Here is a 13,715-nt window from a genome sequence, read left to right as displayed (position 1 = left end):
AGAGGCTCATGGCTGATTTCGATTTCGCGCTCGGTGAAAATGCCGACATGATCCGTGAGAGCACGGCCCGCTTTGCCGCCGACCGGATCGCCCCGCTGGCAGCGGAAATTGACGCCAAGGACTGGTTCCCACGCGAGTTATGGCCCGAAATGGGCGCCCTTGGCCTGCACGGCATCACCGTGGAAGAGGAATCGGGCGGCCTTGGCCTTGGCTATCTGGAACATGTCGTCGCGCAGGAAGAAGTCGCGCGCGCATCCGCCTCCATCGGCCTCAGCTATGGGGCGCACTCAAACCTGTGCGTTAACCAGATACGGCGCTGGGCCAATGCGGAGCAGAAGGCCAAATATCTGCCCAAGCTGATCTCCGGCGAGCATGTCGGCAGCCTTGCCATGTCGGAGGCTGGCGCGGGGTCCGACATCGTGTCGATGAAGCTGAAGGCGGAGAAAAAGGGCGACCGTTATATCCTGAACGGCACGAAATTCTGGATCACCAACGCCACCTATGCCGATGTGCTGGTGGTCTATGCCCGCACCGGCGAGGGAGCGAAGGGCCTCACCACCTTCCTGATCGAAAAGGACATGAAGGGTTTTTCGATCGGGCAGAAAATCGACAAGATGGGGATGCGCGGTTCCCCCACCGCCGAACTGGTGTTCGACGATTGCGAAGTGCCGGAGGAGAATATCGTCGGGCCGCTGAATGGCGGCGTTGGCGTGCTGATGTCCGGTCTGGACTATGAACGCACGGTTTTGGCGGGCATCCAGCTTGGCATCATGCAAGCCTGCCTCGACACCGTCATCCCCTATGTTCGCGAGCGCAAACAGTTCGGCAAAGCCATCGGCACCTTTCAACTCATCCAGGCGAAGGTCGCCGACATGTATGTCGCGCTCAATTCGGCGCGCGCTTATGTCTATGCCGTCGCGAAATCCTGCGACGCGGGGCGGACGACACGCTTCGACGCGGCGGGCGCGATCCTGCTGGCGAGCGAGAATGCGATGAAGGTCGCGATGGAAGCGGTGCAAGCGCTGGGCGGCGCGGGCTATACCAAGGACTGGCCGGTCGAACGCTACATGCGCGACGCCAAGCTGCTGGACATCGGCGCCGGCACCAATGAAATCCGGCGAATGCTGATAGGACGGGAGTTGATAGGCGCGTGAGCGGACCCACACTCGATACGAAACTATTCCCTGACGCAGAGCTGTTCCAGGCCAACGCCGCGCATAATGAGGCGCTGCGGGACGAACTGAACGCGCATGTGGCGAAGGCCGCGATGGGCGGATCGCAAGCCGCACGCGACAAGCATGTGGCGCGCGGCAAGCTGCTGCCCCGCGACCGGGTGGAACGGCTGCTCGATCCGGGCAGCCCGTTTCTGGAGATAGGCCAACTCGCCGCCAACGGCCTCTATCATGACGAAGTGCCGGGGGCGGGCATCATCGCCGGGATCGGGCGGGTGTCGGGGCGGCAGGTGATGATCGCCTGCAACGACGCCACGGTGAAGGGCGGCACTTACTATCCCATCTCGGTGAAGAAGCATCTGCGGGCGCAGGAGATCGCGCTCGAAAACCGTCTGCCCTGCGTCTATCTGGTCGACAGCGGCGGCGCGAACCTGCCCAATCAGGCGGAGGTGTTTCCCGACAAGGATCATTTCGGCCGCATCTTCTTCAATCAGGCGCAGTTGAGCAGCGCGGGCATCCCGCAAATCGCCTGCGTCATGGGCAGTTGCACCGCGGGCGGCGCCTATGTGCCCGCCATGTCGGACGAAAGCGTGATCGTCCGCAATCAGGGCACGATATTCCTCGCCGGACCGCCGCTGGTACAGGCGGCGACCGGCGAGGTTATCAGTGCGGAGGATCTGGGCGGTGGCGACCTGCATGGCCGCAAGTCGGGCGTGGTCGATCATGTCGCGGAGAATGACGACCATGCTTTGAGCATCGTGCGCGACATTGTCTCGACGCTCCAGCCGGACCGGATCGCCGACCTCAACCTGCGTGAACCGCGCGCGCCGAAGTTCGATCCGCAAGAACTATACGGCATCATCCCCAGTGACGTCCGCGCGCCCTATGACGTGCGCGAAATCATCGCGCGCATCGTCGATGGCAGCGAGTTTCATGAGTTCAAGGCGCTGTACGGCACGACGCTCGTGTGCGGCTTCGCCCATATTTGGGGAATGCCGGTGGCGATCCTGGCCAATAACGGCGTGCTGTTCAGCGAGAGCGCGGTCAAGGGCGCGCATTTCATCGAACTGGCGTGCCAGCGGCGCATCCCCCTGCTGTTCCTCCAGAACATCTCCGGCTTCATGGTCGGCGGAAAATATGAGGCGGAGGGCATCGCCAAACATGGCGCCAAGCTGGTGACGGCGGTGGCCACCGCGCAGGTGCCCAAGATCACGGTGCTGATCGGCGGCAGCTTTGGCGCGGGCAATTATGGCATGTGCGGCCGTGCCTATGCCCCGCGCTTCCTCTTCACCTGGCCCAATGCGCGGATCAGCGTGATGGGCGGTGAGCAGGCGGCCAGCGTGCTGGCAACCGTCCACCGTGATGCGTCCAAATGGACGCCAGAGGATGCCGAAGCCTTCAAGGCGCCGATCCGCCAGAAATATGAGGATGAGGGCAATCCCTATTACGCAACCGCGCGCCTGTGGGACGATGGCATCATCGACCCCGCCCAGACCCGCGACGTGCTGGGCCTCGCCTTCGCCGCAACGCTGAACGCCCCGGTCCCCGACCGCGCGCAGTTCGGCATCTTCAGGATGTAAGGCCCATGATCCAGTCCCTCCTCATCGCCAATCGTGGCGAAATCGCCTGCCGGATCATCCGCACCGCGCGCAGGCTCGGCATCCGCACAGTGGCCGTCTATTCCGACGCGGACGCCAATGCGCTGCATGTGGCGCAGGCTGACGCGGCCGTGCATATCGGCCCCTCTCCCGTGCGCGAATCCTATCTGGTGGGTGAAAAGATCATCACCGCTGCCAAGGAAACCGGCGCGCAGGCGATCCATCCGGGCTATGGCTTCCTGTCTGAAAATGCGCAATTCGCGCAGGCAGTGATCGACGCGGGATTGATCTGGGTCGGTCCCAATCCATCCTCGATCACGGCGATGGGCCTGAAGGACGCGGCCAAAGCGTTGATGCAAGCGGCGGGCGTACCGACGACGCCGGGCTATCTGGGCGAGGATCAGGCACCCGAACGACTGGCATATGAAGCCGACACCATCGGCTACCCCGTCCTTATCAAGGCGGTCGCGGGCGGTGGCGGCAAGGGGATGCGAAAGGTCGATGCGGCTGCCGATTTCGCCGACGCGCTCGCCTCCTGCCAGCGCGAGGCGGCGTCCAGCTTCGGCAACGACCATGTGCTGCTGGAAAAATGGGTGACGAACCCGCGCCATATCGAGGTACAGGTGTTTGGCGACACTCATGGCAATGTTGTCCATCTGTTCGAGCGCGATTGCTCGCTCCAGCGGCGACACCAGAAGGTGATCGAGGAAGCCCCTGCCCCCGGCATGGATGCCGTGACGCGCGCCGTCATTTGCGACGCTGCGGTGCGCGCGGCCAAGGCGGTCGACTATGTCGGCGCTGGCACGATCGAGTTCATTGCCGACGGCTCGGAAGGCCTGCGCGCCGACCGCATCTGGTTCATGGAAATGAACACGCGGTTGCAGGTCGAACATCCCGTGACGGAGGAAATCACCGGGCAGGATCTGGTCGAATGGCAGTTGCGCGTCGCGTCCGGCGAACCTTTGCCGCTTCGTCAGGACGAACTGTACATCGACGGCTGGGCGATGGAAGCCCGGCTTTATGCCGAAGACCCAGCCAAGGGTTTCCTGCCCTCGATCGGACGGCTCGACACATTCGAATTGGGACTTGGCGAAGCGGGCGAGGCGTGCCGCATCGACACTGGCGTAGCGGAAGGCGCGGAGATTTCGCCCTTTTACGACCCGATGATCGCCAAGGTCATCGCCCATGGCGAAGACCGCGAGGAAGCGCGCATGATGCTGGCCGCCGCGCTGGACGACACCGCCATCTGGCCGGTGCGGACCAATGCAGGCTTTCTGGTCAAGGCGCTGGAACATCCGGCCTTCGTTGCGGCGGACCTCGACACCGGCCTGATCGGGCGTGAGGGCGACGCGCTGATGCCCCCGCACCACCCCTCCGACGAGGCGCTGGCCGATGCCGCAAGCACGTTGGTGCCAGCGGGCGGCCTCAGCGGCTTCCGCCTCAACGCCCCGGTTCGCGAAGAGGGCGCCTTCTTGCTGGATGGCGAGGCAATCTCGATTCGCTTCGATCCGCGCACGGCGACCGCCCGGCGCGGACTGAACGATGTGCTGATTGCCGAGGGTGGACAGGTGTGGCGGCTGACCCCCTGGCGCGTCACTGGCGTGGCGGGCGGTGCGGCCTCCGACGGCGCGATCCTCTCGCCCATGCCCGGCCGGATTATCGCCGTGTCGGTCGCCGCTGGCGAGTCCGTGACCAAGGGGCAGAAGCTGCTCACGCTGGAAGCGATGAAGATGGAGCATAGTCTGGTTGCGCCGTTCGACGGCATAGTCGCGGAACTCAACGCCAGCAAAGGCGGGCAGGTCAGCGAAGGCGCGCTGCTGGCAAAAATCGACCATTTGGACACCAAAGGGAAGGACGCCTGATGGCCGGACGTTTCTACGATCAATGGACCATCGGCAACCGCATCGTCCATGACATCCGCCGCACGGTGACGGAAACCGACAACCTCCTTTTCACCACCATGACGCACAACCCCCAGCCGCTGCATCTGGATGTGGAAGCGGCCAAGGCGTCGGAGTTCGGGCAGATCCTTGTCAACGGCACCTTCACCTTCGCGCTACTGATCGGCCTGTCGGTCGGCGACACGACGCTGGGTTCACTGATCGCCAATCTGGGTTATGACAAGCTGGTCATGCCCAAGCCCGTTTTTCTGGGCGACACACTGCGCGCGGAAACCGAGGTGACGGACCTCAAGGACAGCCGCTCGCGCCCCGGTGCCGGGATCGTGACCTTCACCCATCAGATGCTGAACCAACGCAACGAACTGGTTTGCCAGTGCCTCCGCATGGCCCTGCTCAAAGGAAGCGCAGCGGAGGCCTGAGATCTCATGAGAAATATTCTCACTGAATAGCCGATTATAGATGATATATTCCAAATGACGGCCTGAAAACCACTGATTTGAAGAGATATTTCGCATCAAAAGTGCGAAACTCCTTTCATGGCAGATGCATCGCTTTCCCGGCCCGAAGGGGCCGCCGAGGACTGGACGATCCCGCAGGAGTGGGATCGTTACACGCCCGCCGAACATGCCATGTGGGACAGGCTGTTTGCGCGGCAGGCAGCGATGTTGCCCAACCGCGCCGTGCCCGAATTCATGGCGGGCCTCGACATGCTGAGAATGACCACACCCGGCGTTCCGCATTTTGATTTACTGTCCGAGCGGCTGATGAAGGCGACCGGCTGGCAGGTCGTCGCCGTCCCCGGCCTGGTCCCCGACCGCGTCTTCTTTGAACATCTGGCCAATCGCCGCTTCGTCGCTGGCCGCTTCATCCGCACCCCCGAACAGATAGATTATCTGGAGGAGCCGGACATTTTCCATGACGTGTTCGGCCATGTGCCCCTGCTCGCCCACCCCGCCTTCGCCGACTATATGCAGGCCTATGGCGAGGGCGGCCTGCGCGCCGATGGGCTGGGCGCGATCGACCGGCTGGCGCGACTCTACTGGTACACGGTCGAGTTTGGGCTGATCCGCAGCGGTGAAGGGCTGCGGCTATACGGGGCTGGCATTGTGTCCTCCCATGGCGAATCCCTGTTCGCCCTGGACGATCCCTCGCCCAACCGGCTGGGCTTCGACCTCAAGCGGGTGATGCGGACGAAATACCGGATCGACGACTATCAGCAGACCTATTTCGTGATCGACAGTTTCGACGATCTGCTGCGCCACACGATCGAGAATGATTTCGCACCGCTTTATGCCGAACTGGCCGATGTGCCGGACATTGAGATCGAAACGATCCTGCCGACCGACACCATCTACACGCGTGGTACGCAGGCCTATGCGCGCCAAAAAGAAAAAGAGGATGCTCATTGACCGATATGCTGATCATGGACCGGGACGCACCGGCCACCATCTCGCTCTTTGCAGGTCTGGAGCCGCAAGCGTCCGATGCGCTGCTGGGCCTGATCGGCCTGTTCCGGGCGGATACACGCTCCGGCAAGATCGATCTGGGCGTGGGCATCTACCGCGATCGGGCAGGCGCGACCCCGGTGATGCGTGCGGTCAAGGAAGCGGAGGTAAAGCTGCTCGCCGAACAGACGAGCAAGGCCTATCTGGGACCGGAGGGTGACGCCCTCTCCACCGACCTGTTAGCCCGAATCGTGTTTGGCGAGAATCTAGCCGCATCCGATCGACTAACCGGTATTCAGACCCCCGGCGGCACCGGCGCGCTGCGGCTGGGCGCGGAGTTGGTCAGGCGCGCGCGCCCCGATGCCACCGTGTGGATCGGCCATCCAACCTGGCCCAATCACGCCCCGATCTTCCGCGAAGCAGGCCTTGCCGTGCTGACCCATCGGTTCTTCGAATCCCAAACCGGCAGCTTGGATTTCGACGGTATGATGGCAGACCTCGCCGCCGCGCGCGCAGGCGACGTACTGCTACTCCACGGCTGCTGCCACAACCCCACGGGCGCGTCCTTCACGGCGGCGCAATGGGACGAGATTGCCGCACTCTGTGCGACGCGTGGCCTGCTGCCTTTCATCGACCTTGCCTATCAGGGATTGGGCGACGGGCTGGAGCAGGACGCGGATGCCACGCGGCTGCTACTGGAACGCCTACCCAACGCGCTTGTCGCCTATAGTTGCGACAAGAATTTCGGCCTCTATCGCGATCGGGTCGGTGCGCTCTGGGGTCTGGGCGAAAGCGCCGCAATCACCACTCTCATGCATGGCAATATGCTGTCGCTGGCACGTAGTCTCTGGTCGATGCCGCCCGATCATGGCGCGGCGATCGTCCGCATCATCCTGCAATCGCCTGACCTGCGCACCGACTGGAGGGCGGAACTGGAGCAGATGCGGACGCGCATCAATGCGCTGCGCGGGGCGCTGGCCGCCGCGCACCCTGCGCTGGCCCCGATCGCCCATCAGCGAGGCATGTTCGCCATGCTATCCATCACTCGGGCCGCCGTAATCGCCCTGCGGGAGACGCACGGCATCTACATGGCGGGCAATGGCCGCATCAACATTGCGGGGCTGCGCCTCGACACCATCCCGACCTTCATCGCCGGCCTGACGCCGCATCTCCCTATTGTTTGAGGAGCCTTTTCCATGACCCATGATCCAGCAAACCCTTTGGGCCTCAACGGCTTTGAGTTCGTCGAATTCACCTCGCCCGATCCGGCAGCGATGGCCGCGCAGTTCGAACAGCTTGGCTTCGTCGCAACCCATCGGCACCCAAAAAAGAACATCACCCGCTACAAGCAGGGGCGCATCAACCTGATGCTCAACCGCGACGATGCGGGCCGGGTCGCGGCCTTCCGCGGCGAACATGGCCCATCGGCCAGCGCCATGGCCTTTCGCGTCGCCGATCCGAAGGCGGCGATGGAATGGGCGCTCGCCAATGGCGGCAAACCCACGGACGAGGATGACACCGTCATTCAGGGCATTGGCGGCTCCTACCTCTATTTCGTGGCCGATGGCGCGGACCTTTATGCCGATTGGGCCGAGTTCCCCGGCTGGCGCGAGGCGGAGGCGGCGAACGGCGTCGGCCTAGACCTGCTCGACCACCTCACCCATAATGTCCGGCGCGGACAGATGCGGGTGTGGAGCCAGTTCTACCGCACACTCTTCAATTTCGAGGAGCAGAAATTCTTCGACATCAAAGGCAAGGCCACCGGCCTGCTCAGCCAGGCGATGATCGCCCCCGACCACGCCATCCGCATTCCCCTGAACGAAAGTCAGGACGAAAACAGCCAGATCGAGGAGTTCATCCGCGACTATCATGGCGAGGGGATTCAGCATCTCGCCCTGACTACCGAGAATATCTACGACACGGTGGAGAAGCTGCGCGCCCGCGGCGTGCGCCTTCAGGACACGATCGAAACCTATTATGAACTGGTCGATAGCCGCGTGCCCGGCCATGGCGAGGATCTTGAGCGGCTGAAGAAGAACCGCATCCTGATCGACGGCGATGTCGAGAGCGAGGGCATATTGCTCCAGATCTTCACCGAAAATATGTTCGGCCCAATTTTTTTCGAGATCATCCAGCGCAAGGGTAATGAGGGTTTCGGCAACGGCAATTTCCAGGCATTGTTCGAAAGCATCGAACTGGACCAGATACGGCGCGGCGTCCTTAGCGTCGACGCGTGAGGGAGAGGATGATGGGCAGCGATCCGATCGGGCCGAGCGAGGGGACGCCGATGCAATCGGGCTTCGGCAACCATTTCGCGAGCGAGGCGGTGCCGGGCGCGCTGCCGGTCGGACGCAATTCGCCGCAGAAGGTGGCCTTTGGCCTTTATGCCGAGCAACTGTCGGGCACGGCCTTCACCGCGCCCCGGCATGAGAACCGGCGCAGTTGGCTCTACCGGATGCGGCCAAGCGCGATGCATCCGCCGTTCACGCCCTATAGCCACGACACGTTGATCCGATCCGGGCCGTTCGATAAAGCGCCCTCCTCCCCCAATCGGCTGCGCTGGAACCCCTTGCTTTTGCCACAAGATCCGGTCGATTTCATCGACAGCCTTGTCACTTATGCGGGCAATGGCGATGTCGGCGCGGGATTTGGTTGCGGCATTCATGGCTACGCCGCCAATGTATCGATGGTCGATCGCGCCTTTTTCTCCGCCGACGGGGAGATTCTGGTCGTCCCGCAGCAAGGCGCGCTGCGGATCGTCACGGAACTGGGCGTGTTGCCGGTCGCACCCCTCCAGGTCGCGGTCATTCCGCGCGGGATGCGTTTTCGGGTCGAACTGATTGATGGACCAGCGCGTGGCTATGTCTGCGAGAATTATGGTACGCCCTTTCGCCTGCCGGACCTGGGGCCGATCGGCTCCAACGGCCTTGCCAACCCCCGCGATTTCAAGGCGACAGTCGCCGCATTCGAGGATGTGGAACGCCCCACGCAGATCGTGCAGAAATATATGGCCGGGCTGTGGACGACAACGCAGGACCACAGCCCGTTCGACGTCGTCGCCTGGCACGGCAATCTGGCGCCGATGCGCTACGACCTTACCCGTTTCAATACGATCAACAGCGTCAGCTTCGACCATCCCGATCCGTCGATCTTCACCGTGCTAACCTCGCCCAGCGATACGCATGGCACCGCAAATATCGACTTCGTGATCTTCCCGCCGCGCTGGATGGTGGCGGAGGATACATTCCGCCCCCCTTGGTTCCACCGCAATGTGATGAGCGAATTTATGGGCCTGATCCATGGCGAATATGACGCCAAGGCGGAGGGTTTTGCGCCCGGCGGCGCGAGCTTGCACAATTGCATGTCCAGCCACGGCCCTGACGCACAAAGCTATGCAAAGGCGGTGTCGGCGGACCTGACGCCCCAGCGGATAACGGACAGTATGGCCTTCATGTTCGAAAGCCGCCACGCCTTCCGTCCCACCCGCTGGGCCATGGACACGCCGCTGTTACAACGCGATTATGACGCCTGCTGGACCGGCTTTGAAAAAGCACAATTACCCGGAATGGAACAGGCATGAGCTGGTGGCAGACCGATGAGACGCACGATCCCGCCCGGACAAGCTGGGTCAACAGTGCGCAGGGACATCGCGACTTTCCGATCCAGAATCTGCCCTTCGGCCTGTTTTCGCGCGAAGGCACAGCAGCGCATATTGGCGTGGCGATCGGCGACTCCATCCTCGACCTGTCGGCCTGCGCCGATGCGGGCCTTGTTCCCGAAACGCTGGCCGACGCCTGCCGTCAGGATGCGCTCAACGCGCTGATGGCGCTACCGGGACAGGAGCGGGTGACGCTGCGTCGCGCGATCAGCGCGATGCTGTCCGATCCTGCCAAGCGCCCGGAGGTGGAACCTCATCTCCATGCCGCATCCGCTTGCACGCTGCATCTGCCCGCGCGCATTGGCGACTATACCGACTTCTATGTCGGCATCCATCACGCCAACAATATCGGCCGCCAGTTCCGGCCCGACAATCCGCTGCTGCCCAACTATAAATTTGTGCCGATCGGCTATCATGGCCGAGCGTCGTCCATCCGCCCGTCTGGCGTGCCGCTGGTCCGTCCACGCGGACAGCGCAAGCCACCCGAGGCCGACGCGCCTATTTTCGCACCCACCGCGCGGCTGGATTATGAGCTGGAACTGGGCGTGTGGATCGGGCCGGGCAACGCCCTTGGCACGCCCATCCCCATCGGTGAGGCGGCGGAGCATATTGCCGGTTTCTGCCTGCTCAACGACTGGTCGGCGCGCGACTTTCAGGCATGGGAATATCAACCGCTCGGCCCCTTCCTCGCCAAGAATTTCCACACCACCATCTCCCCCTGGGTCGTGACCGCCGAAGCGATGGCTCCTTTTCGCAAGGCCCAGCCCCCGCGACCGGAAGGCGACCCTGCGTCCCTCCCCTATCTGACTGACCCCGACGATCAGGCGCATGGCGCATTGGGCGTGACGCTGGAGGTGACGATCACTACCGCCGCCATGCGCGCGCAGGGCCTGCCCCCCCATCGCCTCAGCAGCGGCCCGGCGTCCAACATGTACTGGACCGTCAACCAGATCGTCGCGCATCACGCGTCCAACGGCTGCAACCTTACCCCCGGCGACCTGCTGGGCACCGGCACCATTTCCACGCCCGAGCGTGAGGGCTTTGGCAGCCTGATGGAGTTGAGCAGCGGCGGCAAGGCGCCCCTCACCCTGCCAACGGGCGAGACGCGCAGTTTTCTGGAGGATGGCGACGCATTGACCCTGAGCGCCATTGCATCCGCCGATGGCCATGTGCCGATCGGCTTTGGTCCCTGTAGTGCCATCGTGCTGCCCGCCCGTTAGGACGATGGTGTGATTGCCCGCGATCGGATAGACTTCCCGCAACGATGGAAGGAGGCTGTATGACAGGGCGCGCGGCGATTGCATTTCTCCTCTGGTCCCTGGCGCCGCCACTGGCCTATGCCCAATCCACTCTGACGGCAGTTGATCGCACCGCGGCTTTTCAGGCGGCGGGGTTCAAGCTGGTCGGCAAGCAATGGAAAAGCTGCGATGATCCGGGGTCGATGAGCTACACGCCCGGCCAGATTGATAGCGCTCGCGACCTCAATGGCGATGGCTTGCCCGAAGCTGTAATATCGGAGGGCAGCACCGCCTGTTTCGGAATGACCGGGACGGGCTTTGCTCTCGTCAGCAAGCAAGCGGATGGCAAATGGAAACGCATAACGAGCGAAACGGGCATTCCGACCTTTCTTGCGACCAAGGGAACAGGGGGATGGCCGGACATCGAAGTCGGCGGCCCCGGATTCTGCTTCCCCGTCCTGCGCTGGAACGGCAAACAATATGTGCCAAACCGCCGCCAATATGAAGGCAAGCCCTGCCGCTGAGACTGACTAACGCAGGAAGGACATAATGGGCGCCTCTTTCCATTCTCCGGGCTGCACCCCTTCAAGCGCCCAGTCGCCGATCCGCCATCGCACCAACCGCAATGTCGGATGGCCAACGGCTGCCGTCATCCTGCGGACCTGCCGGTTTCGCCCTTCCCGAATCGTCAGCTTGAGCCAACAGTCAGGCACGCTCTTGCGAAAACGTATCGGCGGATCGCGCGACCAGAGATCGGGATCGGCGATGCGCTCGACCTCGGCTGGCCGGGTCAGGCCATCTTTCAAACGGACCCCCTGCCTCAGCAACATCAGGCTTGCTTCATCAGGATCACCCTCCACCTGCGCGAGATAGGTTTTGGGCATCTTGAACCGGGGATCGGCGATCCGCGCCTGCAACTTGCCATCGTCGGTCAGCAGCAGCAGCCCCTCACTATCGAGATCCAGCCGCCCGGCCGGATAGACGCCCGGCACGTCGATGAAATCCGACAAAGTCTGCCGATCGGCGCCCACGCTGCCATCGGTGAACTGGCACAGCACGCCATAGGGTTTGTTGAACAGGATCAACCGCGCCACGCTCAATCCTCCTGATCGAACGCGACGCTGCCTTGATTGATCAACGTCACGATCAAGGCCGTCACGGAACCCGGCACTTCCGGATCAATTATGATGTGCTCTTGCGCGCAGAGCTGCTCGGCAAACGCCATCATATCCTCGGAACACGCAAAACATTGACCATCGACGAACAGCAACAGGGTCACCTCTGACTGCCGGATGAAGGAAAAGCGGCTGGCCGAATTGCGGAACAGCGGCACATCGTAGGCAAGAAACGCGCTGATGTCCTCGACCTGCACCGGATCTTCCGGCTCCCACTCTATGTCGGGATTCTTTCGCGTGCTGTTATATTGCCCGAACCAGCGCGCAAAGGCGTCGCGGTCCTGCACCGCCTCGGTAATCATCGCGTGCATATCCGCCAGAGCCTGTGCTGAAATTTCGCCCGGATTGTCCTGCACGCGCAGGTCCGGATCGCCATAACGGTCGTCATCCTGCATCTCGCCAACCAGATGATCGGACCAATCCTCAATCAACTCACTGCGCGAAGGGGCGCGCAAGCCGATCGAATAGGTCATGCAGTCATCGCCGACCGCGATCCCGTTATGCGCGATGCCCGGTGGCACGTAGAGAATATCGCCGGGTTCAAGAACCCATTCGTTGGTGGCCTCAAAACTGTCCAACAGGCGCAAATCCTCATGCGGCAACAATGGGGTGTCAGCAGTACACAGCCCGCCAACCTGCCAGCAGCGCTTGCCAAGTCCCTGAATCAAAAACACGTCATATTGATCGAAATGCGCGCCCACCCCGCCCTGATCGGTGGCGTAGCTCACCATCACATCGTCAATCCGCCAATTGGGTATGAAGCGAAAGGGCGCGATGAGCGCGGCCACGTCCGGCACGGCATGATCGACAGCCTGCACGAGCAGCGTCCAGGGCGCTTTGCCAAGCTGACCAAAACGCGTTTCCGCCAAGGGGCCATGCTCAACCTTCAACACATCGTTCGCGCCATCGCGCGCCTGCATGATCAGCCGCGACTCGACGCCTGTTTCGCAGGCCATACCCGCCAGTTCATCGGGTTCGAGCGGATTGCTCCAGGACATCCAGGGGTTTTTGATCAACAGCGGCTTCTTCTGCCAATAGTCGGACAGGAAAAGGTCGATGTCAAAATGGCTGAACTGCATATCCACTCTTGTGTAAAGCGCCCCGCACGAACCCCGGCGGCCCGCTTACGAATAGTCTTCAGCCCTATATGTCGGGTTCGCTTTTGGGAAGAGATAGCGCGCCTACTGGCTTCGAACCTGCGCATCCTCCGCATCATGAATGCTTAAGATAGCCCGATTTCGCTCCGCTTGACAGCATCGGCTGCTCGATCCCGGCCATCCTTTCCCTGCCCTCGAACAGCACATATTTCACACCCGGAATGTCGAGCGAGTAAAGCGGTACGATCGGATCAAGCGCAGCGTCGACCTCCTCGACCGTCACACCGTTGAGCAGGAGGATAATCTGCCTCTCCCGACTGGCCTCATAAGCGTCGCGAACGAGCTGACACATGCTGATGCCCGCAGGGTTGCGCGTGACCTCGATCACGGGTGGAGCGTCAGACGGGGACAGAATATGTGTCATGACCAGC

At 62.4% G+C, this 13,715-nt stretch carries 13 protein-coding genes; 10 read left to right on the top strand and 3 right to left on the bottom strand.

Annotation, left to right across the window (positions count from 1 at the left end):
• Window positions 1–8: 8 nt before the first annotated feature.
• The 10 genes from WFR25_RS08520 to WFR25_RS08475 all read left to right on the top strand — a co-directional run bounded on the left by WFR25_RS08520 (window position 9) and on the right by WFR25_RS08475 (window position 11,536).
• Window positions 9–1,154, top strand: coding sequence for an isovaleryl-CoA dehydrogenase (locus WFR25_RS08520; protein WP_336970150.1), 1,146 nt, complete (start codon window positions 9–11; stop codon window positions 1,152–1,154).
• On the top strand, window positions 1,151–2,752 hold the full coding sequence (locus WFR25_RS08515; protein WP_336970149.1) for a carboxyl transferase domain-containing protein: 1,602 nt from the start codon (window positions 1,151–1,153) through the stop codon (window positions 2,750–2,752). The genes WFR25_RS08520 and WFR25_RS08515 overlap by 4 nt, the downstream gene beginning before the upstream one ends.
• A 5-nt stretch (window positions 2,753–2,757) precedes the next feature.
• A complete protein-coding gene (locus WFR25_RS08510) occupies window positions 2,758–4,632 on the top strand; it encodes an acetyl/propionyl/methylcrotonyl-CoA carboxylase subunit alpha (RefSeq protein WP_336970147.1) in 1,875 nt (624 codons plus the stop codon).
• Window positions 4,632–5,090, top strand: coding sequence for a MaoC family dehydratase (locus tag WFR25_RS08505; protein ID WP_336970144.1), 459 nt, complete (start codon window positions 4,632–4,634; stop codon window positions 5,088–5,090). Before WFR25_RS08510 ends, WFR25_RS08505 begins: the two co-directional genes overlap by 1 nt.
• A gap of 117 nt (window positions 5,091–5,207) precedes the next feature.
• Window positions 5,208–6,080 carry a phenylalanine 4-monooxygenase gene (gene phhA, locus WFR25_RS08500; protein ID WP_336970142.1) on the top strand — a complete coding sequence of 291 codons (873 nt, stop codon included), beginning with the start codon at window positions 5,208–5,210 and terminating at the stop codon, window positions 6,078–6,080.
• 5 nt (window positions 6,081–6,085) lie between these two features.
• Window positions 6,086–7,300 carry an amino acid aminotransferase gene (locus WFR25_RS08495; RefSeq protein WP_419723197.1) on the top strand — a complete coding sequence of 405 codons (1,215 nt, stop codon included), beginning with the start codon at window positions 6,086–6,088 and terminating at the stop codon, window positions 7,298–7,300.
• A gap of 12 nt (window positions 7,301–7,312) precedes the next feature.
• Window positions 7,313–8,353, top strand: coding sequence for a 4-hydroxyphenylpyruvate dioxygenase (gene hppD, locus WFR25_RS08490; protein WP_336970138.1), 1,041 nt, complete (start codon window positions 7,313–7,315; stop codon window positions 8,351–8,353).
• An 8-nt stretch (window positions 8,354–8,361) separates the two neighbouring features.
• A complete protein-coding gene (hmgA, locus tag WFR25_RS08485; RefSeq protein WP_336970136.1) occupies window positions 8,362–9,696 on the top strand; it encodes a homogentisate 1,2-dioxygenase in 1,335 nt (444 codons plus the stop codon).
• Entirely contained in the window at window positions 9,693–10,994 is a 1,302-nt protein-coding gene (gene fahA, locus WFR25_RS08480; RefSeq protein WP_336970134.1) for a fumarylacetoacetase, read from the top strand. Before hmgA ends, fahA begins: the two co-directional genes overlap by 4 nt.
• A gap of 59 nt (window positions 10,995–11,053) precedes the next feature.
• Complete coding sequence (locus WFR25_RS08475) at window positions 11,054–11,536, top strand: hypothetical protein (RefSeq protein ID WP_336970133.1); 483 nt, start codon at window positions 11,054–11,056, stop codon at window positions 11,534–11,536.
• A 6-nt stretch (window positions 11,537–11,542) separates the two neighbouring features.
• Here the strand turns inward: WFR25_RS08475 and WFR25_RS08470 are convergent, their stop codons facing one another.
• From WFR25_RS08470 to WFR25_RS08460, 3 genes are all read right to left on the bottom strand, one after another.
• Window positions 11,543–12,106, bottom strand: a complete 564-nt coding sequence (locus WFR25_RS08470) for a pseudouridine synthase (protein ID WP_336970131.1) — start codon at window positions 12,104–12,106, stop codon at window positions 11,543–11,545.
• 2 nt (window positions 12,107–12,108) lie between these two features.
• A complete protein-coding gene (locus WFR25_RS08465) occupies window positions 12,109–13,266 on the bottom strand; it encodes a cupin domain-containing protein (RefSeq protein WP_336970130.1) in 1,158 nt (385 codons plus the stop codon).
• 133 nt (window positions 13,267–13,399) lie between these two features.
• Complete coding sequence (locus WFR25_RS08460; RefSeq protein ID WP_336970128.1) at window positions 13,400–13,708, bottom strand: hypothetical protein; 309 nt, start codon at window positions 13,706–13,708, stop codon at window positions 13,400–13,402.
• Window positions 13,709–13,715 lie beyond the last annotated feature (7 nt).

This window comes from Sphingobium aromaticiconvertens (assembly GCF_037154075.1).
Lineage (GTDB): Bacteria > Pseudomonadota > Alphaproteobacteria > Sphingomonadales > Sphingomonadaceae > Sphingobium > Sphingobium aromaticiconvertens.
This window is presented reverse-complemented; position numbering and strand designations above follow the sequence as displayed.